This is a genomic window from Erythrobacter ani, assembly GCF_019204025.1.
GTDB classification, from domain to species: Bacteria; Pseudomonadota; Alphaproteobacteria; order Sphingomonadales; family Sphingomonadaceae; genus Erythrobacter; species Erythrobacter ani.
The window spans coordinates 231182-252800 of record NZ_JAGSPB010000001.1 but is presented as its reverse complement, the minus strand read 5'-3'; the positions used below and the strand labels follow the sequence as shown (position 1 = coordinate 252800).

General features: G+C 61.3%; 22 protein-coding genes and 2 tRNA genes. 10 read left to right on the top strand and 14 right to left on the bottom strand.

What is annotated here, in order from left to right:
• Position 1: 1 nt before the first annotated feature.
• The 4 genes from KCG45_RS01300 to KCG45_RS01285 form a co-directional block, all read right to left on the bottom strand.
• A complete protein-coding gene (locus KCG45_RS01300) occupies positions 2–1483 on the bottom strand; it encodes a hypothetical protein (protein ID WP_218315343.1) in 1482 nt (493 codons plus the stop codon).
• 121 nt (positions 1484–1604) lie between these two features.
• A tRNA-Thr gene (locus KCG45_RS01295) sits at positions 1605–1680 on the bottom strand.
• A 56-nt stretch (positions 1681–1736) separates the two neighbouring features.
• Positions 1737–2636 carry a hypothetical protein gene (locus KCG45_RS01290; protein ID WP_218315342.1) on the bottom strand — a complete coding sequence of 300 codons (900 nt, stop codon included), beginning with the start codon at positions 2634–2636 and terminating at the stop codon, positions 1737–1739.
• A complete protein-coding gene (locus KCG45_RS01285; protein ID WP_218315341.1) occupies positions 2629–3984 on the bottom strand; it encodes a replication-associated recombination protein A in 1356 nt (451 codons plus the stop codon). Before KCG45_RS01285 ends, KCG45_RS01290 begins: the two co-directional genes overlap by 8 nt.
• 104 nt (positions 3985–4088) lie before the next feature.
• Here KCG45_RS01285 and KCG45_RS01280 point away from each other — a divergent pair, with 104 nt between their 5' ends.
• Together KCG45_RS01280 and KCG45_RS01275 are read left to right on the top strand one after the other, a co-directional pair.
• On the top strand, positions 4089–4727 hold the full coding sequence (locus KCG45_RS01280; protein WP_255547891.1) for a PadR family transcriptional regulator: 639 nt from the start codon (positions 4089–4091) through the stop codon (positions 4725–4727).
• 124 nt (positions 4728–4851) lie between these two features.
• Positions 4852–5289, top strand: coding sequence for a hypothetical protein (locus KCG45_RS01275; protein ID WP_218315340.1), 438 nt, complete (start codon positions 4852–4854; stop codon positions 5287–5289).
• A gap of 3 nt (positions 5290–5292) precedes the next feature.
• Here KCG45_RS01275 and KCG45_RS01270 read toward each other — a convergent pair whose 3' ends face one another.
• Complete coding sequence (locus KCG45_RS01270) at positions 5293–6480, bottom strand: glycosyltransferase family 4 protein (RefSeq protein WP_218315339.1); 1188 nt, start codon at positions 6478–6480, stop codon at positions 5293–5295.
• 157 nt (positions 6481–6637) lie between these two features.
• On the opposite strand from KCG45_RS01270, the gene KCG45_RS01265 reads away from it, so the two are divergent.
• The 4 genes from KCG45_RS01265 to KCG45_RS01250 all read left to right on the top strand — a co-directional run bounded on the left by KCG45_RS01265 (position 6638) and on the right by KCG45_RS01250 (position 11102).
• Positions 6638–7816 carry a phosphoserine transaminase gene (locus KCG45_RS01265; protein WP_218315338.1) on the top strand — a complete coding sequence of 393 codons (1179 nt, stop codon included), beginning with the start codon at positions 6638–6640 and terminating at the stop codon, positions 7814–7816.
• Positions 7817–7929: 113 nt separating this feature from the next.
• On the top strand, positions 7930–9513 hold the full coding sequence (gene serA / locus KCG45_RS01260) for a phosphoglycerate dehydrogenase (protein WP_218315337.1): 1584 nt from the start codon (positions 7930–7932) through the stop codon (positions 9511–9513).
• A gap of 72 nt (positions 9514–9585) precedes the next feature.
• The gene (locus tag KCG45_RS01255; protein ID WP_218315336.1) at positions 9586–10692 is read left to right on the top strand and encodes an ATP phosphoribosyltransferase regulatory subunit; all 1107 of its coding nucleotides are present in this window, start codon (positions 9586–9588) and stop codon (positions 10690–10692) included.
• Positions 10693–10712: 20 nt separating this feature from the next.
• A complete protein-coding gene (locus KCG45_RS01250; RefSeq protein ID WP_218315335.1) occupies positions 10713–11102 on the top strand; it encodes a RidA family protein in 390 nt (129 codons plus the stop codon).
• Here KCG45_RS01250 and KCG45_RS01245 read toward each other — a convergent pair.
• Positions 11099–12124 (bottom strand): alpha/beta hydrolase, encoded by a 1026-nt coding sequence (locus tag KCG45_RS01245; protein ID WP_218315334.1) that lies wholly within the window; start codon positions 12122–12124, stop codon positions 11099–11101. The two genes, KCG45_RS01250 and KCG45_RS01245, sit on opposite strands and share 4 nt — an antisense overlap.
• A gap of 184 nt (positions 12125–12308) precedes the next feature.
• Here KCG45_RS01245 and KCG45_RS01240 point away from each other — a divergent pair, with 184 nt between their 5' ends.
• Positions 12309–13598: an adenylosuccinate synthase gene (locus KCG45_RS01240; RefSeq protein WP_218315333.1), complete on the top strand. Its 1290-nt coding sequence runs from the start codon at positions 12309–12311 to the stop codon at positions 13596–13598.
• A 39-nt stretch (positions 13599–13637) separates the two neighbouring features.
• Here KCG45_RS01240 and KCG45_RS01235 read toward each other — a convergent pair whose 3' ends face one another.
• On the bottom strand, positions 13638–14021 hold the full coding sequence (locus KCG45_RS01235) for a DUF6768 family protein (RefSeq protein WP_218315332.1): 384 nt from the start codon (positions 14019–14021) through the stop codon (positions 13638–13640).
• Positions 14018–14587 carry an RNA polymerase sigma factor gene (locus KCG45_RS01230; protein ID WP_218315331.1) on the bottom strand — a complete coding sequence of 190 codons (570 nt, stop codon included), beginning with the start codon at positions 14585–14587 and terminating at the stop codon, positions 14018–14020. Before KCG45_RS01230 ends, KCG45_RS01235 begins: the two co-directional genes overlap by 4 nt.
• 144 nt (positions 14588–14731) lie before the next feature.
• Between KCG45_RS01230 and KCG45_RS01225 the strand changes: the two genes are divergently transcribed.
• A complete protein-coding gene (locus tag KCG45_RS01225; protein ID WP_255547890.1) occupies positions 14732–15706 on the top strand; it encodes a helix-turn-helix domain-containing protein in 975 nt (324 codons plus the stop codon).
• Positions 15707–15708: 2 nt separating this feature from the next.
• On the opposite strand, the gene KCG45_RS01220 is transcribed toward KCG45_RS01225, so the two are convergent.
• Genes KCG45_RS01220 through argH form a run of 4 tightly spaced genes read right to left on the bottom strand, consistent with a single transcriptional unit; the run spans position 15709 to position 19465 of the window.
• Entirely contained in the window at positions 15709–16584 is an 876-nt protein-coding gene (locus KCG45_RS01220; protein WP_218315329.1) for a precorrin-2 dehydrogenase/sirohydrochlorin ferrochelatase family protein, read from the bottom strand.
• Complete coding sequence (gene lysA / locus KCG45_RS01215; RefSeq protein WP_218315328.1) at positions 16581–17840, bottom strand: diaminopimelate decarboxylase; 1260 nt, start codon at positions 17838–17840, stop codon at positions 16581–16583. Before lysA ends, KCG45_RS01220 begins: the two co-directional genes overlap by 4 nt.
• 12 nt (positions 17841–17852) lie before the next feature.
• Complete coding sequence (locus tag KCG45_RS01210) at positions 17853–18092, bottom strand: hypothetical protein (RefSeq protein ID WP_218315327.1); 240 nt, start codon at positions 18090–18092, stop codon at positions 17853–17855.
• The gene (gene argH, locus KCG45_RS01205) at positions 18089–19465 is read right to left on the bottom strand and encodes an argininosuccinate lyase (RefSeq protein ID WP_218316343.1); all 1377 of its coding nucleotides are present in this window, start codon (positions 19463–19465) and stop codon (positions 18089–18091) included. The genes KCG45_RS01210 and argH overlap by 4 nt, the downstream gene beginning before the upstream one ends.
• Before the next feature lie 40 nt (positions 19466–19505).
• On the opposite strand from argH, the gene KCG45_RS01200 reads away from it, so the two are divergent.
• Positions 19506–20105, top strand: a complete 600-nt coding sequence (locus tag KCG45_RS01200; RefSeq protein WP_218315326.1) for a TlpA family protein disulfide reductase — start codon at positions 19506–19508, stop codon at positions 20103–20105.
• Between the two features lie 58 nt (positions 20106–20163).
• Here the strand turns inward: KCG45_RS01200 and KCG45_RS01195 are convergent.
• Both KCG45_RS01195 and KCG45_RS01190 read right to left on the bottom strand, forming a co-directional pair.
• Positions 20164–20239: transfer RNA gene (locus KCG45_RS01195), tRNA-Val, on the bottom strand.
• Between the two features lie 119 nt (positions 20240–20358).
• A complete protein-coding gene (locus KCG45_RS01190; RefSeq protein ID WP_218315325.1) occupies positions 20359–20514 on the bottom strand; it encodes a DUF1328 domain-containing protein in 156 nt (51 codons plus the stop codon).
• Positions 20515–20632: 118 nt separating this feature from the next.
• Between KCG45_RS01190 and KCG45_RS01185 the strand changes: the two genes are divergently transcribed.
• Complete coding sequence (locus tag KCG45_RS01185; protein ID WP_218315324.1) at positions 20633–21619, top strand: asparaginase; 987 nt, start codon at positions 20633–20635, stop codon at positions 21617–21619.

Sequence of the window (21619 nt, the reverse complement as noted above, 5' to 3'; positions counted from 1 at the left end):
GTTATTCTCTCCGCTCGAAATACCTGAACCTGACGTGCTCTCCGTCATGCTCCAGCACCAGGCGGTATTGCGAAAAAAGAGCGTTGAACCGCGGATCTTCCGAGAAAACGTGGGTCCAGTCCACTACGACGTTCCGCAGCGGCCAGCTCGTCGTCTGATCGAGGATGAGGGCATCCGGCGGCATATCCTCCCACAGCCGGAGGAACTCGTCATGGAGCATCCGCCTTCCGGGCTCTTCCAGCGTGAGCGGGGGCGGTTTGAGGCCTAGATTGTCGGGCGTGTCGAAAGGCTTCAATTCAGCCGCGACGTAGGAATTGTTAACGCTCGCGTTCCAACGCCACGCGCCGTGCACCGCCAAATACTGATTGACTGGAGACGGGTTCATGATGAGGACACCGACCCGTTTGCCCTCGACCGACAATCCGGCCGTATTCATTGCCTTATCAAGCTCGGTCACACCCTTTTGATAAGGAGCTGTGCTCAGGTATTCTCCGATCACAGGCCGTAGAAGGACTAGGGCGATGGCGAACAGCCAGATCGCTTTGACGTCGCGGTGTATGAACCATAACCAAACGGCATATGCGCAAGTGACCGGGAACAGGTGGTGGCTGTACCAGCGGGATTGGATCCACGCAGCCGCAACAGCCCCTGAAACTACCGCGAGCCCGATCACGGTTGGTCTTGCGGGAACTTTGAAGACAAATCCGATCAGGACGAAAAAAACTGCCAAGGCCATGCTGATGGCTGCTTGTTGTAAGTTGGTAACGCTGTCGGTGAGGTTGGCGTCAATTGCGTTGACGATCACGCCGATCGCTTCGCGTTGGTCCGGATCAAGGACCAACCAACTCAATATGTAAGCCGCGACGATAGCGCCGGAAACAACATTCTCAATGCGGAAAAGGATGAATGGCTGTCGCTGCAAAGCGGCATCCGCGATTTCGACCAAGAGTACAATCAAACTATAGAGATATTTGAGCAGCAATGTGGCACCAAGCCACAGGCCGACCAGAAGACGGGTCTTCCAGCCGATTTTTGTGCCGTCGGGGTCGGAGATGCGGAGAACGAGATAAGGCCAGAGACCCAGAACGACTATGTGCGCACGTAGCCCGAAAACGTTCAGGAACGCGATCGGCAGGGCGACCAGCACAACGAGGGATATGGCGAGAAAAAGGGGAGACGCACCCAGGGTGTTGCGCCGGACGTGATATGCAAGCCCCGCAGAGAACAAGACTGCGACTGATGTCAGGAAAATGGCGGTCAGATCGATTCTCAATCCGATAATGCCGCTCACCCATACAATGAATGAAAACCAAGCGCGTTCTGCGGGTGGGAAATAGAGGCTGTAATTTTCGAATGAATTGCCGAGCGTTGTGGAAAGGCGTCCCGACAGGATTCCGCCCCCTAAATCGGGGTGGATCCAGTAAATATGGCTGTAGAACAGCTGCAGACCGCCGACGAGCCCGATGGCTAAAGCAAGTAACATTACTGCGTTTGAGAGCGGCGAAAGTTGAGACGCTGCCGCTGACATTGGAGCCTTTGATGCCGGACCGACCGAACTGTTCGAGCGTCCATTCAAAGGCATTTTCGATCGCGTCCCCCAAAAATGGTGCCGGCTGCAGGAGTCGAACCCGCGGCCTGATGATTACAAATCAACTGCTCTACCAACTGAGCTAAGCCGGCCCATCCATCGGTTCCTCGACCACAAGCGCGTCCGATCGGAACGCGCGCCAAATGCTTCAAAGCGCGCCGAATGTCCACCCCTCTGTATAGGCAATTTGCGCGGTGAGGCATTTCGGTTCCCAGCGGCGTTTCTCGGGCGCGACCTTCCGCAGCCATGCGGCGGTCAGCAAGGCGTCGGACGAATGGTCGTCCACTTCGCCGATGCGGTCGACAGCGGGACAATCCAGCACTTCGAGCGCGGCGTTGAGATCGGCGTAGGTAAGCAGTTTCGTCCGCCCGCCCAGTGCTGCGGTCTCCTTCGATGCGAGGCCGGTGTAGATTTCGACCAGCAGTGATCCGCCCTGCTTCAGCCTCCGGTCGGGAATAGGGTCAACGGGCCAGACCGGCAGATGGCCCTGCAGGCGGTGAAGCATCCGCATCCCAGTGAGCGAGCTTTTGCCGACCTGCGCTGCTCCGACGAGGTTGAAATTGCTGACCGGGCGGCATTTCTGCGCGCGCTGCGCGGTTTCGGCCTCGCGAAAGCGGCCCTCTCGCGTGATCGCTCCCGGCAGCAGGAACTTGTCGCCCAAGCGGTCCTTACCATGGCGGAAATATCGCGAAGCCTGTGGGTGATCGACGAAACTGTTCGCGCCGAGATGCGGATCGCCTTCGCAGATATCGTCAATCAGCGCCCATAGCCGCTTCGCGCTTTTGGGGCTCGCGTCCCAGCCGGGGAAGAACGCGCCTGCGTCGTTGAACGGCAGGCTGATGCCCAGATCGATGCCGACCAGCGAATTTGCGGGAAGGTCATCGCGCAGGATTTCCATCACGTCATTGCGTGAGAATCCGCCTTCGGGAGGGTCGACCAAAACAGGTGCGCCGCCCTTTGCTTCGGCAATGGCGATCGCAATTCCCTGGTGCCGCTCACCCTTGGCACCGGACCAGTCGATCGCGACGAAGTGGTCCCATTCACGCATCCTTTTGCGCCACCGCTTCGCCGACAGAGCGCGGGTGACGCTCCTCCCGGAGCCTGTCCCAATATTCGATCCGCTCCCTGATCTTGCGCTCGAAACCGCGCTCGACCGGTTCGTAGTAGACTTGCGGCGCCATTTCTTCGGGCCAGTAATTGTCGCCGGAGAAGCCTTCTTCGGCGTTGTGATCGTAGGAGTAGTTCGCGCCGTAACCGATATCCTTCATCAGCTTGGTCGGCGCATTGAGGATGTTGGCGGGCGGCCTCAGGCTGCCAGTCTCCCTGGCGGCCTTGAACGCGGATTTCTGAGCGGCATAGGCCGCGTTCGACTTGGGCGCGGTGGCGCAATACAGGCACGCCTGGACTATCGCCAGTTCACCTTCGGGACTGCCGAGAAACTCATATGCGTCTTTCGCTGCAAGGCATTGTGTGAGAGCCTGGGGATCGGCGAGGCCGATATCTTCGCTTGCAAAGCGCACGAGGCGCCGCAGTACGTAAAGCGGCTCTTCGCCGGCGGTGAGCATTCGCGCCATGTAATAGAGCGCAGCCTGCGGGTCCGAGCCGCGCAGGCTTTTGTGCAGCGCGCTGATCAGGTTGTAATGTCCGTCGCGGTCCTTGTCGTAGACGGCGACACGGCGTTGCAGAAACGCACCCAGAGCGCCGGGATCGAGCGGCTGGTTGAGAGACGCATTGTAAAGCGTCTCCGCCTGGCCAAGCAGGAAACGTCCGTCGCCGTCGGCCGAAGCAAGCAGCGCGGCGCGCGCGTCCTCGGTCAGGGGCAGGGGGCCTTCGAGCTGTTCCGCGCGCGTAAGCAGCGCTTCAAGCGCGGCGTGATCGAGCCGTTCAAGGATCAGGACCTGGGCGCGGCTGAGCAAGGCGGCGTTGAGCGCAAAGCTGGGGTTCTCGGTCGTCGCGCCAACCAGTGTGACGGTGCCACGCTCGACAAAGGGCAGAAAACCGTCCTGCTGCGCCCGGTTGAATCGGTGGATTTCATCTACGAACAAGAGCGTGCGCTGGCCCGCCTGCGCCATCTTGTCCGCTTCGGCGAAAGCTTTCTTGAGATCGGCGACGCCTGAAAAGACCGCGCTGATAGACACGAACCGCATGTTCACTTCATCGGCGAGCAGGCGGGCAATGCTGGTCTTGCCAGTGCCGGGCGGTCCCCACAGGATCATGCTGGAAAGCTTGCCCGCTGCGACCATGCGCCCGATTGCGCCTTCTGGGCCGGTCAGGTGATCCTGACCGATGATTTCGGCAAGCGCGCGCGGGCGCAGCCGATCGGCCAGGGGCGCGTCATCACGCGGGGTGTCGTCCCGAGCGGGAGCAGGCGCATCATTTCCAAACAGGTCTGCCATTCGTGGACCGAAATAAGCCGCTCGTCGGAAATTACCAATCCGCTCTTGTATCGATAGCTCTAAGATATATCTTGGACCTATCTAATGATATCTGGAGAAGACGGATGACCTGGCAGAAATATGGCAAAGGCGGCTGGAACAACCTCGGTCCCATGATTGCGATGATGGCGGCTTCGGCGGCTAGCGATTGGGAAGACGGGGAGCGCCGAACGCGCCGCTCGCGAAACTGGCAGGATGGGCCCAAACGGACCAAACGGCGAGGGCGGATGTTCGGCACGGGCGAACTGCGTCTCGTGTTGCTGGCGCTGATCAATGAAGAGCCGCGTCACGGCTACGAATTGATCCGGGCGGTCGAGGACATGACCGGCGGCGCCTACGCGCCAAGCCCCGGTGCGGTCTATCCCACCCTGCAAATGCTCGAAGAAGAAGGTCAGATCAAACAGGCCAAGCCCAAGGATGATGACGGCGAGACAGGTGGAAAGAAGCCGTTCAAGGTGACCAAATCGGGCAAGACCGAACTGGAAGAACGCGCCTCGGAAGTCGACGAATTGATGGGCCGTCTCGGTGAGCACGGCGAGCGAGCCGAACGCGTAAAGGAAAAATCTCCCGACCTTTTCCGCGCCATGGGTAACCTTGCCAATGTGCTCAAGAACCGCGCCAAAGCTGGCAAGCTTGACCAGGGGACGATCAATGAAATCGTCGACATTATCGATGAGGTCGCAAAACGGATCGAGCGGCTCTGACGCCCTTCATCGGCGTCGCTGCAACGCCGATCGTTAACGCGTTTGCGGCGAACGGTCTGCGCGCCTAGTCTCCCCCGCATCGGAGCGGCCAGCCGATAAGGCCGCCCATTGCGTGGAGGGGAACATGAACAGAATTGGCGATGTGCGGACACCATGGCACCTTTGGGTGATTGGTGTGGTCAGCTTGCTCTGGAATGCGGTCGGTGCGGCGAGCTACACCATGACGGAACTCGGCATGCTGGAGGGGCTGGGTTTTCCGCCCGAACAGCTTGCTTATTTCTATGGCTTTCCTGCCTGGGCTGTCGCGTTCTGGGCACTGGGCGTGTGGGGCTGCCTGTTCGGATCGCTCGCGCTGCTGATCCGTAGCAAGTGGGCTGTATGGCTGTTCGGCATTTCGATCGTCGGCTTACTCGGAACGACGTATTATCAACGAGCTGTGGCCGCCATGCCGGATTCGATGCAGACCACAGGGCAGGATGTTTTCGCAGCCGTGATCTGGATCATCACCATCGGTCTGTTCTTTTATGCGAGCCGTATGAAGCGCGCCGGCGTCTTGCGTTGATCGCTACGCCGCTGCTGCCTGCGTTTCGTCGGCCAGTTGCAGCGCGCGGCGATCTTCGATCAGCCGGACATAAGTGTCGGCGACAACCTGGTTGATCGCTTCCCAGCCATATTCACGGCTGCGCGCTTCGCCTGCATTGCCGTGAGACATGCGCAGCGCCGGATCGGTGCAATAGGGCGCAATCGCCTCTGCATAACCGGCGATATCGCCGGGAGGCACCAGACGGCCCGTCACCCCGTTATTGACGATGCTGGATGCCCCCGTCGCGCCAGCTGCCACGACGGGAAGCCCGCTGGCCATCGCTTCGAGTGTGACGTTGCCGAATGTTTCAGTGATCGAGGGGTTGAAGAAAACGTCGCCGCTCGCCAACGCCTGACCAAGATCCTCACCCGTCTTGAATCCGGCAAAGATGCCACCCGGCAGTATGTCTTCGAACCACCGACGGGCCGGTCCATCGCCGATCACCAACACCTTGTGCGGGACCTGTCGTTTACGCAGCTGGACGATGGTTTCGGCAAAGACATCGAGACCCTTTTCCATGACCAGACGTCCCAGGAACACGATCGCCACATCGTCATCGGCAAGACCCATCGACCGGCGCCAGTCCAGATCGCGTTTCTCGGAGGAAAAGATCGTGCGATCCACCCCGCGCGACCACAGCGAGATGTCGTCGTGCATGTCCATCTCGAGCAATTCCTCGATCATGCTATCCGACGGAGCGACAAGCGCGTCGCAGCGATTGTAGAACCGCCTGAGCATCCGAATCACTATCGGTTCGAGAAACGCCATCTTGTAATAGCGCGGATAGGTTTCGAACCGGGTGTGAACCGACCCGAGCACTGGAAGATCGTGATCCTGCGCCCATTTGAGTGCGGCATGGCTCGCCACATCCGGTGATGACAAGTGCATGACATTCGGTTTGAACTTCAGAAGATCGCGCTTGATCCGGCCGTTGAGCCCCGTCGGGAACCGGTATTCGCCGCGCCCGAACGGGAAACCGACGGAGGGCAGGCTGACAAGATCACCGGTCGGCTCGAACGCAGGCTCGGCCACTGTCGGGGAATACACCCGTACGTTTGCGCCTTTGCCCAGCAACGATCCCACCAATCGATTGAGCGCCTGATTGGCGCCGTCTCGGGTGTAGTTGTAGTTGCCGCTGAACAGGGCGATGCGAAGATCCGAAGTCTGCATTGCGAGCGACGTTTAAGCGAGTGTCGCAAATATTGCGAGAGGTAAGAGCGGCAACAATTCTTTGCCTCCTGCGTTGACTCCTCAAACGACATCACTAGAGCGGCCAACGGGCCACGCGGTCCCAACGCCGCGCGAGCTCTCTGTAAGGAGAGAATACATGACTGAATATGCACGTGGGCTCAGCCATGAGCCGCCGCTCAAGCCTGAGCGTCCTCAATTTTCATCCGGCCCGACGGTCAAGTTCCCCGGATGGTCCCTCGACAAGTTAAAAACCGAATCGCTCGGACGCTCCCACCGCTCGGCTGTGGGCAAGGCGCGGCTGAAATATGCCATCGACCTGACGAAGGAATTGCTCGGCATCCCCGACGACTACATTGTCGGCATCATGCCCGCATCGGATACCGGGGCGCTCGAAGCTGCGATGTGGACGATGCTCGATCCTGCGCGCCCGGCAACGGTCGCTGCGTGGGAAAGCTTTGGCAATGTGTGGATTCAGGATGCGGTGAAGCAGCTGAAGCTGCCCAACCTGCAGACGCTTTCTGCCGATTATGGCGAGATCCCTGATCTTTCGACCATCCCGCAGCGCAATGACGTGGTGTTCACCTGGAACGGCACGACCAGTGGCGCGATGATACCCAACACCGACTGGCTGGAGCCGGGGCGTGAGGGCATCACGATCAACGATGCGACCAGCGCGATCTTCGCGATGGAGATGGACTGGGCAAAGCTCGATGCCACGACCTTCAGTTGGCAGAAAGTCATGGGGTCCGAGGCTCAGCACGGCATGCTCATCCTTTCGCCCAAGGCGGTCGAGCGCATCGAAAGCTATGATCCCCCGTGGCCGCTGCCCAAGCTGTTCCGGATGAAAAAGGGCGACAAGCTCAATCGCGGAATCTTCGAAGGCGCGACGATCAACACGCCTTCGCTGCTCGCAACCGAAGACTATATCGCGGCTCTCGAATGGGCGAAGTCGATCGGCGGTCGACAAACGCTGTTCGAACGTGCGAATAAAAACGCCGACACGGTGAAGAACTGGATCGAGGCGAAGCCTTGGCTGCGCAACATGGTCTCCGACCCGGCGCAGCGCACCAATACCGGCGTGTGCATGATGTTCCAGGGCGAATGGTACGACGGTCTTTCGGACGAAGACAAAGCCGCTGTGCCAAAGAAAATCGTCAAGCTGCTCGAAGAGCGCAATGTCGGTTACGATTTCAACGGCTACCGCGACGCTCCGCCGTCCCTGCGCATCTGGTGCGGCGGCACGGTCGAGGCGGAAGACATCGAACGCCTGCTGCCGTGGATCGAATGGGCTTACGAGACCGTCAAGAACGGCTGATGCCGGGCGGTCCGCCTGCCGGACCGCCACCTTTTTTCCAGATCGAACTGCCACATTGAACTGTATGAGCTGCGCGATCCCCGAGGCGCGCGGCTGACCCAAGGAATAATCCCATGAGCAAACCCAGAGTACTCATCTCCGACAAGATGGACCCCAACGCTGCGCGCATTTTCGAAGAGCGGGGCTGCGAGGTCGATGTCATCACCGGCGAGACACCCGAAGAACTGAAGGCCCGCATCGGCGAATATCACGGTCTTGCGATCCGTTCGTCGACCAAGGTCACGCCGGAAATTCTCGACGCTGCGACCAACCTCAAGGTTATTGGCCGCGCCGGCATCGGCGTCGACAATGTCGATATACCTTATGCCAGCGGCAAGGGTGTGGTCGTGATGAACACCCCGTTTGGAAACTCGATCACGACTGCAGAGCACGCGATTGCGATGATCATGGCGCTCGCCCGGATGATCCCCGCGGCAAACACCCGCACGCAAGCGGGCGAATGGCCGAAAAAGGATTTCATGGGCGTTGAGGTCACGGGAAAAACCCTGGGCCTTATCGGTGCCGGCAACATTGGCGGGATCGTCGCCGCGCGCGCGCAGGGCATCAAGATGAAAGTGATCGCTTACGATCCTTTCCTTACCGAAGAACGGGCGGTTGAAATCGGGGTCGAAAAGGTCGACCTCGATAACCTGCTGTCGCGCGCAGACTTCGTGTCGCTCCACACCCCGCTAACCGATCAGACCCGCAACATCCTGTCGCGTGAGCGGCTGGAGAACGCCAAGCCGGGCATCCGCATCGTCAATTGCGCGCGCGGCGGGTTGATCGACGAGGTCGCGCTCAAGGATTGCCTGGAAAGCGGCCAGGTTGCAGGTGCAGCGCTGGACGTGTTTGCCGAGGAACCCGCCACGCAAAACCCTCTGTTCGGTGCACCCAATTTCATTTGCACACCGCATCTTGGTGCATCGACAACCGAAGCGCAGGTCAACGTCGCGCTGCAGGTAGCAGAGCAGATGGCCGATTATCTGGTGAATGGCGGCGTCACCAACGCGCTCAACATGCCTTCGCTCAGCGCGGAGGAAGCGCCCAAGCTCAAACCTTACATGGCGCTCGCCGAAAGCCTCGGTTCGCTCGTCGGTCAGCTCGCCCACGGCAATCTCACCAAGATCAGCATCGAGCGCGAAGGCGCTGCGGCCCAGCTCAATGGCAAGCCGATCACAGGTGCGGTGCTGGCCGGGTTCATGCGGCGGTATTCCGACACTGTGAACATGGTCAACGCGCCCTATCTGGCGAAAGAGCGCGGGCTCGATGTCAGCGAAATCCGGCATGAGCGCGATGGCGCGTTCAACACGCTGATCCGCGTGACGGTCGAAACGGACGCCGGACCGCGTTCGGTTGCGGGCACTTTGTTCGGTGCGGATAAGCCGCGCCTGGTCGAGATTTTCGGCATTGGCATCGAAGCCGATCTCGATGGCGACATGCTCTACATCGTGAATGATGACAAACCGGGCTTCATCGGCCGGATCGGGTCGCTGCTGGGTGAGCGCGGTATCAATATCGGCACGTTCAACCTCGGTCGGCGGGACGCGGGCGGCGAGGCTGTACTGCTGCTGAGTCTCGACCAGCCATTGAGCGCAGAAACGCTCACCGACGCTGAAAACCTCGAAGGGGTGAAATTGGTCAAATCGCTGGCCTTTTGAAAATAGCGCGTCCTCGGGTTTGGCCTTTGGGGGCTTGACCCGGGGACGCTATCGCCGCACCGGCGTTTCGAAATGACTGATACATCCGATCTCCTTCCGGAAGGGCTGGAAGACCGCCTCCCTGCTTCGGCTGCGCGCATCAACACCGCGATGCGGGCCTGCCTCGATGTGCTCGACAATCACGGATACGACCGGGTGCGCCCACCCCTGCTCGAATTCGAAGGCTCGCTTGAGCATCGGATGCAGGGGATCACCACGCGGTCGATGTTCCGCTTTGTCGACCCGGCGAGCCTGCGCACGCTGGCATTGCGCAGCGATATCACTCCGCAGATCGGACGGATTGCTGCGACGAGCATGGCGAATGCGCCGCGCCCGCTGCGTCTTGCCTATTGCGGCGACACCGCGCTGATCCGTGCGAGCCAGCTCGATCCCGCACGAGAGCGCCTGCAGCTCGGGGCCGAATTGATCGGAGCCGACACCGCAGCTGCCGCAGGCGAGGTCGTTGCTCTTGCGGTACGTGCCCTTCGCGCCGCCGGGCTGACGGGCATTTCGGTCGATTTCACTCTACCTGATCTAGTGGACACGCTCGCAGCGAAGGCGATGCCGCTCGCACCCGCTACGGTCGAGCAGGTGCGCCGCGAACTGGATACGAAGGATGCGGGCGGACTGAAGGCCGCTGGCGGCGAGGCCTATCTGCCCTTGCTCTATGCCACCGGGCCATTCGAAGACGCGATGGCGAAGCTGCGCGAGCTCGATGCGGGCGGTGCGCTAAAAAGTCGCCTCGAAGGTCTCGAAGCGGTTGCATCGCGGATCGGTGACACTGCCCGTATCACGCTCGACCCGACGGAACGCCACGGCTTCGAATATCAGAGCTGGTTCGGATTTACCCTCTACGCGCACGGTGTGCGCGGTGCGGCGGGGCGGGGAGGCACGTATCAGATCGGCGGCCGTGATGAGGCGGCCACCGGCTTTACCATTTACGTCGACGCCGTGGCCGAAGCGGCGCCTCAGCCCGAAACGCCGCGGACCGTTTACCTCCCGCTCGGTTTCGATGCGAGCAAGGCGGAGCAATTGCGAAGCGCGGGATGGAGGACGCTGGAACAGCTATCGGAACACGAGGACCCGCGCGCGCTTGGATGTTCGCACGTGCTCGAGAATGGCGAACCCGCCGAACTTTAAACTGCCGAAGAGGATGTGCGATGAGTGAAAAGCCGGTGCCTGTTTCGATCGATCCGGACCCGCTGAAACCCTACGCGCTGGCCCCGGCATGGCGCGTGGGTGACCTCGTTTTTCTTTCGGGGCAGGCAGCCCTTGCCGAGGATGGCTCGATCGTCGGAGAGAATGATTTCGATCTCCAGCTCGGCCAGACGCTCGCCAATATCGAGCGCGTGCTCGAGGCCGCGGGAAGCGATCTGTCCAAAATTGTAAAAGTGACGATCTACCTGACCGACATGGCAAACTTCCCGAAAATCGTGGAAGCGCGCAAGAAGCATTTCACGCCGCCTTATCCGGCGGATACGACCGTCGAGGTCAGCTCGCTGGCGCTGCCCGAACTGCTCGTCGAAATCGACGTGATCGCGTCGGCTTAACCGAAGACGTCCTTCAGGAAAGCATCGATCGCCTGCGTTTGCGCGGCCCCTGCCTCGGTGCCGATTTCGCGGTTGAGGCGTCCATGATCGGTGTTCGGGATCGGGACCGCCTGCACATTCGCTCCGGCGGCGGTGAGTTCGCTTGCCAGCAATTGCGCCTGCCCGGCCGAGCGCTCCCGGTCCGCGACGTAAAGCGCGAGCCAGCTGGGAGCGTCCGGCGCGCCAACATATGTCACCGGCGAAAGCGCGCGTTGCCGCGCAGGATCGTCACCGAACACATCGAGATACAGGTGCCGTGTGCGCGAAGCTGCTTCAGCGATATTCTTCGGAATGTCGTAACCGGCGCTGTCCAGTAGAATGACGCCGCGTATGGCCTCGAATGCAGCGCCGGCGTACTTCGGATCGGTTCCGATCAGCGCGGCGAGGTGAGCGCCCGCGCTGTGACCCATAATGACGATCCGGTCGGCATCGAACCCTATAGCCGAGGCCTGCCCGCTGAGCGCCTGGATGGCCGCCCCGATATCGGCGGCCTGATCTTCAACCGTAACGCCAGGGAGCAGACGGTAACCAGTCGAGGCGAAGTAATAATCCTGACCGGTGAAATGCCTCGGTTTGGATTGCACCAGTTTGTGATTGCCCGCCGACCATCCGCCGCCGTGGATGTGGAGCACCAGTGGCAACTCATCGACAGCGCCTTCCGGTTCGAAGACGTCGACCTGCTGACGCTGGTCATTGCCATAAATTACCGTTCGGTCTGCGCGGATTTGCGCCTGGGGAGGAGGGCCGCTGCGCGCTTCCCTGCGTTGTTGCGCGCGGCCGCGCAGTTCGCCCGAGCATTCGTCAGAAAGCTGCGCCGCATTCTCGCGCATGCACGCCCTGATCACGGATCGATCGCGCCCGCACAGCTCGGTGATTTCGCGAATGCACTCACGTGATGGCCGGTCGCGTTGCTGGGCGAAGATCGGCGCTGCCACAAGCGCTGAGACAGTGAAGGCGGCAAGGGCTGATCTTGCATATTTCAAACCGATTCTCCCGCGATGCTGCACCGCCATCCCCCTGTCTCGACCGAAGCGAACACCAGGCCAAGAGAAACCGTGTCGCGAAATGTATTAGATGCTTTTCACAGGCTCATCGCAAGCAGCTTGCCCTTACCCTTCCAACCGCCTACGCCCGCGCCGTTTGTATACCCGTAAAGAAAGCTTTTGAATGGCCAACGTCACCGTGATCGGCGCCCAGTGGGGCGATGAGGGCAAGGGCAAGATCGTCGATTGGCTTGCCAGCCGCGCCGATGTCGTCGTCCGGTTTCAGGGCGGCCACAATGCCGGGCACACGCTGGTCATCGACGGGAAAGTGTTCAAGCTCAGCCTGCTGCCATCCGGGATCGTCTCAGGCACGATGAGCATGATCGGAAATGGCGTCGTGCTCGATCCATGGGCGCTGCGCGACGAGGTCGAAAAGCTCGAAGGGCAGGGCGTTGTCATCAATGACGATAACCTGGCGATTGCCGACAATTGCCCGCTGATCCTGCCCATGCACCGGGATCTCGATGGCTTGCGCGAGGCTGCGGCTGGCAAGGGCAAGATCGGGACCACCGGACGCGGTATCGGACCCGCTTACGAAGACAAGGTCGGGCGCCGCGCCATTCGGGTCTGCGATCTTGCTCATCTCGACAGCCTCGACCCGCAGCTTGACCGGCTATGCGCGCATCACGATGCGCTGCGGGCAGGTTTCGACCAGCCGCCGGTGGACCGTGAGGCTTTGATCGAGGAATTGCGCGACATCGCCGACTTCGTTCAGCGGTTCGCGCAGCCGGTGTGGAAGCGATTGAAGAAAGTCCGCAAGGCCGGCGCGAAGATCCTGTTCGAAGGTGCGCAGGGCGTGCTGCTTGATGTCGATCACGGCACCTATCCGTTCGTCACCAGTTCGAACACGGTCAGCGGGACGGCGGCGAGCGGCTCCGGCCTGGGCCCCAATTCGACTGGCTTCGTGCTCGGCATCGTCAAGGCATACACCACGCGCGTCGGGTCCGGCCCGTTTCCAACCGAACTCGATGATGAGGTCGGACAGGGTATTGGCGAGCGGGGCCATGAATTCGGCACTGTCACCGGGCGTCAGCGCCGGGTCGGCTGGTTCGATGCCGTCATCGTTCGCCAGACTTGTGCGATCAGCGGCGTGACCGGCATCGCCCTTACCAAGATCGACGTGCTCGATGGGCTCGACACGGTGAAGATCTGCACCGGATATCGCCTGCGCGGCAATGTCTACGATTATCTGCCGAGCCACGCCGGCGAACAGGCCGAAGTCGAACCGATCTACGAAGAAATGGAAGGCTGGAGCGAAAGCACGGCAGGCGCGCGCAGCTTTGCCGACCTGCCTGCCAATGCGATCAAGTACATCCAGCGCGTGCAGGAACTGATCGAATGCCCGGTTGCGTTGGTATCCACCAGCCCTGAGCGGGACGACACGATCCTGATGCGCGATCCATTCGTCGATTGACCACATATGCGGCGGCGTTGGGTGATACGCGCCGCCGGCTCAATCGTGATCCTTCTCCTCCGAAAGCAAAGCGACCTGCACCTGAAGTTTCTTCACTTCGCGCAGGATCGTCAGCATGTTCATGCGCGCGAACATAAATTCCTTTGCGAAGCCAATGATGATCAGCAAAGCGACGCCGGCAATCGCCCATAGCGCGTGAACGACCGGATGGTCGGCAGAATGCGCGACTTGCCAGATAACGAACAGGAACAGGATTCCCATCGCCACGGTGAAGCCGAAGATCAGTTTCGCCCAGCCGCCCAGCGGCCCTTTCCAGGTATCGCCGATCTGCTGGAAAAGCCCGCGATCGCCTTCGAGGGCATTCAGGAACTCATAGTCATCATCGCTCAGCGCATCTTTGATGCGATCATCGGGGGTTATCATGTCGTTTCTCCTTGTGAAGTCTCGGTCAGCGCCGCTTTCAACTTGCGGCGTGCGTGGAACAGGCGGCTCTTGGCGGTGCCTGTGGGGATGCCCTGAACCGCAGCGATTTCTGCGAGAGTGAAGCCCTCGACGAAGTGAAGGTGCGCTGCGAGACGCTGGTCCGGTGGCAGGGCGGCAAAGGCTTCTCGCAGCGCGAGCGCTTCACCCTGGACGGCCTGCTCTGATGGTTCCGGAGGATCACTGCCGTGGGTTTGCGGAATGCGACGTTGGCCGCGCAGGTGATCGGCCCCGCGCCGGTGCAGGATCGCAAAGGCATAGCTGCGAAACAGCGCCGGATCGCGCAGTTTGCCGATTCCCTTCCAGATCCCGATCCAGCATTCCTGCGCCAGATCGCGCGCGAGATCGCTATCACCGGTGAAGCGATATGCAGCGCGCACCAGCCGTGCGTTCCAGCGAGCATGCAGCCGCTGTAAAGCGTGGCGGTCACCCTGCTGCACCATCACGACGAGCAATTCGTCGAACAGAATGCCGGGTTTCGGCGCAGGAGGGCAAGATTTTTCGGTCATCACAAGTGTAGTCGGGTGTTAGGCGCAATTGGTTCAATTGCGATGCCAGACAGCGCGGAAATTCCACGATTTACTTGACCTGATCCCTCTTTGTTCTACTCTCGTTCCCTTAGCGGTGATGATTCGATGGGCGAGGCGAACGCGATGGCAGACGATTTTACGTATGATGTGGCGCGGGATTCCGCTGGGTTGCCTGCGCGGGTCGCGATTTTCGCCGACCGGCCTCGAATGCGGGCGGAAATCGCGGAGGATCTGACAGGAGCCGGGTTTCGCACCGTTGATGGCGGGGAGATTGCCGCGCTACTCGATGGACCGATCACCTTGCTGGGCGATGTGGTGATGGTCGATTGCCCGGTGCTGGATGGCAGTGTGCTCGCATCCTTGGCGCGGCTCGATATGCGAATTGCGCGATCCGGTGCGGAATTGATCGTGGTCACTTCGCTTGAGGCGCTGGACGATATTTTTGCGGTCCTCGATCAGTCACGGCCGCAGATACTGGTCGAGCCAAGCCGGGCCGAACGCGTGGTCGCCGTGGGCCGAACCCTCGCGAATGTTTCGGGTTCGCGCGCGCGCGAAATGAGCGAGGAAGATAGGATGGCGTTGCTGCGGCTATCACAGCAGGTGGATGGCATTGCGCAGGAACTTGACCGGATATCCCTGTCCGATGCGCCGAAACCGCAGCGTCTGAGCGATTACAAGCGCGAATTTCGCGGTGCGGGCGAACCGCTGCCCGGCGACAAGGGTTTGGGTGCCAGGTCTGCTTATCCGCCGCTGCCCGACCCGCGCATGGTCCGGCAGATGCTCGCGGCGCGGCAGGCACGCGCGCGGTTTTTCGATGGAGAGCTGTTTGCAGACCCGGCGTGGGATATGCTGCTCGACCTCACGGCAGCGCACGCGGAGCACAAGCGGGTATCGGTAACGTCCCTCTGCATCGCAGCGGGTGTTCCGGCGACCACTGCGCTGCGCTGGGTCAAGCAGATGGTCGAAAGCGGTATCTTCGAACGGGTCGCGGACAGATCGGATAAACGGCGTGCGTTCATCGCCTTGAGCGAGCGTTCGGTCGAAGCGATGGCGCGTTATTTTGCCGAGGTCGAAATCCCGCTGGCGCAGGCGGCGTAGCCTCAGGCTTGCCGGTCTTCACCCTGCCATCGGAGGATGACGGTCAGGCGATTTTGCTCGGCGGCGCTGGATGACCGCATGCAATGCGCCTGCCGGCTTCCCTCTCGCGCTTCCCGGCAGCGGGTTCCCTCGCAGACGAGCCGTTCGGCATCAGCTCGTGCGCGGGCCATGATTTCGCTCGGAACGTCGCCGTCACAGCATACAGCGTCGGCCTCTCCCAGCAAGCGCGCCTGCTTTATGGTCAAGTCTTCGGGGTCGGAGCTCCGGATGGCAAACTCCACGGTTTCGCCGAGGCCGCTATCGAGTTCACCGGATGCCCAATGGTCAGCCCTTTCGGCTGAGTCCGGGTCGAACGGGTCGAGCGCACCGCCTTCGCGCAGCGCCGCATCGATGGCCCTGCGCCGCTCGCCGCCATCGGGAAGGCGCTCGCGCAGGGTCGGACGGAGCCGCTTCAGAGCCTCGGCCAGCGCACCCAGAGATTGCGGCAGCAGCCGTTCGAGCCGCAAGCGGATGTGCTTCGCGAGGCCCGCCGACGCTCCTCCGGTCCCCACCGCGATCAGCAGCGGGTCTCGGTCGAGAATACTCGGTGTGGTGAAATCGCACAGTTCCGGCCGGTCGACGACATTCACGATCATCCCCGCACATCGCAGGTTGATCGCCGCTGCCTCGCACGCCTTGGCATCGTAATAAGCGACAAAAGCGATCCGCACGCCCTCGTCGATCGCGCGTTGGATATCGTCCACAACGATGCCTCCGGCGCGCTGAACCAGTCTCCGCTTGGGTTCAGCCGTCTCGCCTTCGCCCAGCACCAATACCTTCTGACCTGCGATCTGGTGGAACAGCGGGAGGCTGCCGATCTCTGGTCGCGGTCCGCTCATACGAGCCAGTCGGGCACGCGCTCTGCATCCATGATCGCGCTTGCCTCGATCCTGTCGGCAACCACTGCGAACTTGTCGCCATCGACAAGCACCTCGGCGACGAAGCCGCGCGAATTGTAGCTGGACGCCATGGTTGCGCCATAGGCCCCGGCTGTGCGGAATACAGCAAGATCGCCTCCTTCAAGTAGGTCGCATTCGCGGCCCATCGCAAAGGTATCGCCGGTTTCGCAGATCGGGCCGACGATGTTGGCTGTCATCTGCGCGCCGCGGGGCTGAACCGCTGCAAAATCGTGATACGCCCCATAGAGCGCAGGGCGCGCCAGATCGTTCATCGCCGCATCGACGATCACGAACGGATTGTTGAGCCCGCGCTTCACGCGGATTACGCGGGTCAGCAACACGCCCGCATTCCCGGCGATGATACGGCCGGGCTCGAAGATGAGCGAAACGCCCCATTCCCTGGTGACGCGTGCAACCATGGCGCCGTACTCGGCAGGCGAGGGCATCTCGTCGCCGCGCTTGTAAGGCACGCCGAGGCCTCCGCCGAGATCGACATGGCTGATCGTATGGCCTGCCCCGCGAAGGGATTTGACCAGGGTGCCGAGTTTTTCGAATGCCCGTTCGAGCGGCGCGAGTTCGCCAAGCTGGCTGCCGATATGCACCGCGACACCGCGCAGTTTCACGCTGGGCTTGCTCGCGAGCATCCCGAAGATCTGACCGGCCTGATCGATGGGGACTCCGAATTTGTTGTCCGCCTTGCCGGTCGAAATCTTGTCATGCGTGCCGGCATCGACGTCGGGGTTGATGCGCAAGGCACATTGAGCGGTCTTTCCCATACTGGCGGCGATTTCCGCGAGTTCGAGACCTTCTTCCTCGCTTTCGATGTTGAACTGGCCAATGCCTGCATCGAGCGCCTCGGCAAGCTCGCGTGCGGTCTTGCCGACGCCCGAGAAAACGATCATTTCCGGAGCCATTCCGGCTGCCAGCGCGCGGCGCATTTCGCCGACGGACACGCAATCGGCGCCATATCCCTGTTTTTGCAGCACTTTGAGCACCGCGAGGTTCGGGTTCGATTTGACCGCGAAGGCGATTAGCTTGTCTGGCACTTCGCTGAGCGCCTCGCGAAACACGCGGGCATGCCGTTCCAGCGTGGCACGCGAATAGACGTAAACGGGCGTTCCCACCTGCTCCGCGATCTGTGGCAGCGGTACGTCTTCGGCGTGCATCACGCCGTCCTTCAGGGCAAAGTGATCCAAGGCTATTCTCGTTTATTCGGGAGGAAGATCGAACGGATCGTCTTCGCGTTCTTCGCTGCGCCGGCGTAATTCGACACTGCGTTCAGGAGCGGCGAGGGTGCTGAGTTCAAGCAATTCTTCGGCGGTCGGCTGATCGGGCGCGCCGTAGGGTGCAACCGGAAGGCTTGCGCCCTCGACCGGCGTCAGCTGCGTCCGCGAACCGCATGCGGCGAGCGCCAAACCCATTCCCAAAAGCAAAACCGTACGCATCATCTGTCCATTCCAAGCTCGGCGCGGGCGCGCTTCACCTGCCTGTCTACCTGCTCCGGGGCGGTTCCGCCATAGCTTGCGCGCGCCGCAACGGAGGCATCCACGCTCAGCGCATCGAACACGCGGCTGTCGATCCGGCTGTCGATTTCCTGCAAGTCGGCGAGTGGCAGTTCATCGAGTGCGCATCCGCGTTTTTCCGCGAGCTTCACTGCCGCGCCGGTGATATGATGCGCCTCGCGAAAGGGAATGTCAGCGTCCGTCACGAGCCAATCGGCAAGATCCGTCGCGGTTGCATATCCCAGCTCTGCTGCCTCGTGCATCCGATCGGCGTTGAAAGTGCTTTCCGCGACCATGCCCGTCATCGCCGCGATGCTGAGCGCCATCAGACCGGCGGCTTCGAAAACGGGCGGCTTGTCGTCCTGCATGTCTTTCGAATAGGCGAGGGGAAGGCCCTTCATCGTGATCATCAGCGCGGTGTGGCAGCCAATGACGCGTCCCGCATGCCCGCGTACGAGTTCGGCCGCATCGGGGTTCTTCTTCTGCGGCATGATCGAACTGCCGGTCGAAAGGGTATCGGGCATCCGGACGAAGCCATAGGGCTGGCTTGCCCAGATGATGAGCTCTTCGGCAAAGCGCGAGAGGTGTAATGCGCAAACGCTCGCCGCATACAGGTAATCCATCGCGAAATCGCGGTCCGATACAGCATCGAGCGAGTTGGCGGTCGGTCGGTCGAAGCCGAGCGCGCTCGAAGTCGCATCGCGGTCTATGGGAAAGCCGGTTCCGGCAAGCGCGGCGCTGCCCAGCGGGCTTTCATTGAGCCGCTCGCGCGTTCCCGCCAGCCGCGAACGGTCGCGCCGGATCATCTCGTAATACGCCATCAGGTGATGGCCGAGGGTCACGGGCTGCGCGGTTTGCAGGTGAGTGAAGCCCGGCATGATGGTGCTGGAATGCTCGCCCGCCCGAGTGACCAGTGCGCGTTGCAGCGCCTCGAGGCCGGAATCCATTTGATCGATCGCTTCACGAACCCAGAGCCGAAAATCGGTGGCGACCTGGTCGTTGCGGCTCCGCGCGGTGTGCAGGCGCCCCGCGGCCGGACCGATGAGATCGGACAGCCGCGCCTCGGTCGTCATGTGGATGTCTTCAAGGTCCCAGTCTTCGGGCACACCATTCTTTTCATACTCTGCAGCGATGTCGGACAGGCCATCCGAAATCGACTTGGCGTCCTCGGGACTGACGATCCCTTGCGCCGCGAGCATCGCGACATGCGCCTGCGATGCCGCAATATCCTGCCGCCACAACGCCTTGTCGAAGGGGATCGAGGCATTGATTTCGCGCATGATCGCGCTAGGCCCTTCGGCGAACCTGCCGCCCCACATCGTGTTCGACTGGGTATCGGCGTTGTCTGAGGAGTCGCTCATGATCCGGATTTCACTCGTTTTGGCTGCTTCGGCGCTTGCTCTTGCCGGGTGCGATAGTGCGCCAGAGGAAACTGCGCAACGCGGTAACGCGGCAGAGGCCAATGGAGGCGCGCCAACCCCGCCGCCACTGCCGGGTCAGATCGTGCGGTTCAAGGCGGGGACGGAGCTGCCGGACCTCAGCTTTACTGATCCCGGCGGGGCTGAGCTGAGCCTGAGCGATCTCAAAGGCACGCCGGTCCTGCTCAATTTGTGGGCGACATGGTGCGCACCCTGTGTGATCGAGATGCCGACGCTGGACGCGCTCGCAACCGAGATGGGTGACGATCTGAAAGTGCTGACCGTGAGCCAGGACGTGCGCGGGGCGGAGCTGGTCGAGCCGTTTTTTGCCCAGCGCGATTTTGCCAATCTCGAACAATGGCTCGATGAAGACGCGACGCTGAATGCGGCCCTGAACGAAGACGGTCTCATGCCGCTAACAATCCTGTTCGATGGCGAGGGCAAGGAACTGTTTCGGGTCGCGGGCGGATATGAATGGGACAGCGAGGAAGCGGTCGCGCAGATTTCCGAAGCAATCGGATCCTCCGGCGGCGGCGAATGATCCCATCGCGGCGCGCTTTGCGCCAGAGGACGCGAATCGAGAACTTTCTGGAAAAACGTGGTGGGCGATGACAGGCTCGAACTGCCGACCCTCTCGGTGTAAACGAGATGCTCTACCAACTGAGCTAATCGCCCCAACCACGGGCGCCCTTGACCGGGCGAAAGCGCTATCTAGCGGCTAAAAACGCAAAAGCAATCGCTGATGTAATGTTTTGGACCGCCCTCGCGATCGAGGACGGCCCAGATGTATGCGGTCAGGTCGCGCGGCGCAGGAAAGCGATCACCGCAAGGATCAGGAAGATCACGAACAAAACGTAAGCGATGTTAGTGGCAGCGCCCGCAATACCTCCGAATCCAACTATCGCGGCGACGATGGCGATGACGAAGAAGATGATGGCCCATTTCAGCATTGGAATTCTCCTTTAGAGACAGAGCCTTAAACTGGTGGCCGCCATGAAGGTTCCGCACCGGGTGAGGGAGCGACATTGTCGGTAGTGAAATGCGGGGCTCAACGTTAAGGCTGGACGGATGAGCGCACCCAATCTCCTCGTCCTCGCCACTGGCGGAACCATTGCCGGTATCGCAGGCGCGGCCACTCGCCACGATTACCGCCCCGGGCAGATCGCCATCGAAGACTGGCTTGCCGATGCGGCTGAGTTCGGGCTTTCGGCGGAGCTTACCGGCAAGCAAATTGCCAATATCGGCTCGGAAGATATCGGGCCCGCAATCTGGACCCGCCTTCATAGCGAGATTACCGCCGCGATGGCCGATGATGCGGTCGATGGGATCATCGTTACCCACGGGACCGATACGGCCGAAGAAACCGCATTCCTGCTCGACCTGACATTGCCCGCAACGAAGCCGGTAGTGCTCGTCGGGGCTATGCGCCCCGCGGACGTTGTCGGTAGCGACGGGATGCGCAATTTCGTGAACGCGGTGCGCGTTGCCGGAGATGCAGGTGCGAGCGGTCGCGGGGTGCTGGTCGTCATGGGTGACCGAGTGCTTGCCGCCCGTGATGTGCGAAAGGTGCGCACCCGCGGCACCGATGATGCGTTTCGCGGTTTTCCGAGGGGCGGCATCGCTCTGGTAACGCCAAGCGCTCTGGAATGGTTCGGCAATCCATGGCGCGAAGGCGAGGGCGCGCGTTTCGGCTACCGCGAAGACCTGCCGGAAGTGCCAATCCTGTACGTGGCTGCCGGGATCGGGCCGGATCTCGTCGATCGAATTCTCGGGGACGATGCAAAGGGGATTATCGTCGCCGGGGCCGGGGAAGGCAACATGCCCGAAAACGTGCGTCGGCGACTGGCTGAACATGCGCAGCGGGGCTTGGTCGTCGTTCGCGCTAGCCGCGTCGATGAAGGGCTCGTCGACCGCGAAGAAGGCGAAGACGATGCGAATCGCTTTGTCGCGGCCCGCGCGCTCAATCCGCAGAAATCGCGGATCCTGCTCAAACTGCTGCTCGGCGAAGGGGTAAGCGACCTGGAAGAAATCCAGGCCGCTTTCGATAACCCTTAG

Bases quoted from the DNA above. Each gene is read 5' to 3' on its own strand.
- KCG45_RS01300 (WP_218315343.1), bottom strand. From the start codon at position 1,483: ATGTTACTTGCTTTAGCCATCGGGCTCGTCGGCGGTCTGCAGCTGTTC.
- KCG45_RS01290 (WP_218315342.1), bottom strand. From the start codon at position 2,636: ATGCGTGAATGGGACCACTTCGTCGCGATCGACTGGTCCGGTGCCAAG.
- KCG45_RS01285 (WP_218315341.1), bottom strand. From the start codon at position 3,984: ATGGCAGACCTGTTTGGAAATGATGCGCCTGCTCCCGCTCGGGACGAC.
- KCG45_RS01280 (WP_255547891.1), top strand. From the start codon at position 4,089: ATGACCTGGCAGAAATATGGCAAAGGCGGCTGGAACAACCTCGGTCCC.
- KCG45_RS01275 (WP_218315340.1), top strand. From the start codon at position 4,852: ATGAACAGAATTGGCGATGTGCGGACACCATGGCACCTTTGGGTGATT.
- KCG45_RS01270 (WP_218315339.1), bottom strand. From the start codon at position 6,480: ATGCAGACTTCGGATCTTCGCATCGCCCTGTTCAGCGGCAACTACAAC.
- KCG45_RS01265 (WP_218315338.1), top strand. From the start codon at position 6,638: ATGACTGAATATGCACGTGGGCTCAGCCATGAGCCGCCGCTCAAGCCT.
- serA (WP_218315337.1), top strand. From the start codon at position 7,930: ATGAGCAAACCCAGAGTACTCATCTCCGACAAGATGGACCCCAACGCT.
- KCG45_RS01255 (WP_218315336.1), top strand. From the start codon at position 9,586: ATGACTGATACATCCGATCTCCTTCCGGAAGGGCTGGAAGACCGCCTC.
- KCG45_RS01250 (WP_218315335.1), top strand. From the start codon at position 10,713: ATGAGTGAAAAGCCGGTGCCTGTTTCGATCGATCCGGACCCGCTGAAA.
- KCG45_RS01240 (WP_218315333.1), top strand. From the start codon at position 12,309: ATGGCCAACGTCACCGTGATCGGCGCCCAGTGGGGCGATGAGGGCAAG.
- KCG45_RS01235 (WP_218315332.1), bottom strand. From the start codon at position 14,021: ATGATAACCCCCGATGATCGCATCAAAGATGCGCTGAGCGATGATGAC.
- KCG45_RS01230 (WP_218315331.1), bottom strand. From the start codon at position 14,587: ATGACCGAAAAATCTTGCCCTCCTGCGCCGAAACCCGGCATTCTGTTC.
- KCG45_RS01225 (WP_255547890.1), top strand. From the start codon at position 14,732: ATGGCAGACGATTTTACGTATGATGTGGCGCGGGATTCCGCTGGGTTG.
- KCG45_RS01220 (WP_218315329.1), bottom strand. From the start codon at position 16,584: ATGAGCGGACCGCGACCAGAGATCGGCAGCCTCCCGCTGTTCCACCAG.
- KCG45_RS01210 (WP_218315327.1), bottom strand. From the start codon at position 18,092: ATGATGCGTACGGTTTTGCTTTTGGGAATGGGTTTGGCGCTCGCCGCA.
- argH (WP_218316343.1), bottom strand. From the start codon at position 19,465: ATGTGGGGCGGCAGGTTCGCCGAAGGGCCTAGCGCGATCATGCGCGAA.
- KCG45_RS01200 (WP_218315326.1), top strand. From the start codon at position 19,506: ATGATCCGGATTTCACTCGTTTTGGCTGCTTCGGCGCTTGCTCTTGCC.
- KCG45_RS01190 (WP_218315325.1), bottom strand. From the start codon at position 20,514: ATGCTGAAATGGGCCATCATCTTCTTCGTCATCGCCATCGTCGCCGCG.
- KCG45_RS01185 (WP_218315324.1), top strand. From the start codon at position 20,633: ATGAGCGCACCCAATCTCCTCGTCCTCGCCACTGGCGGAACCATTGCC.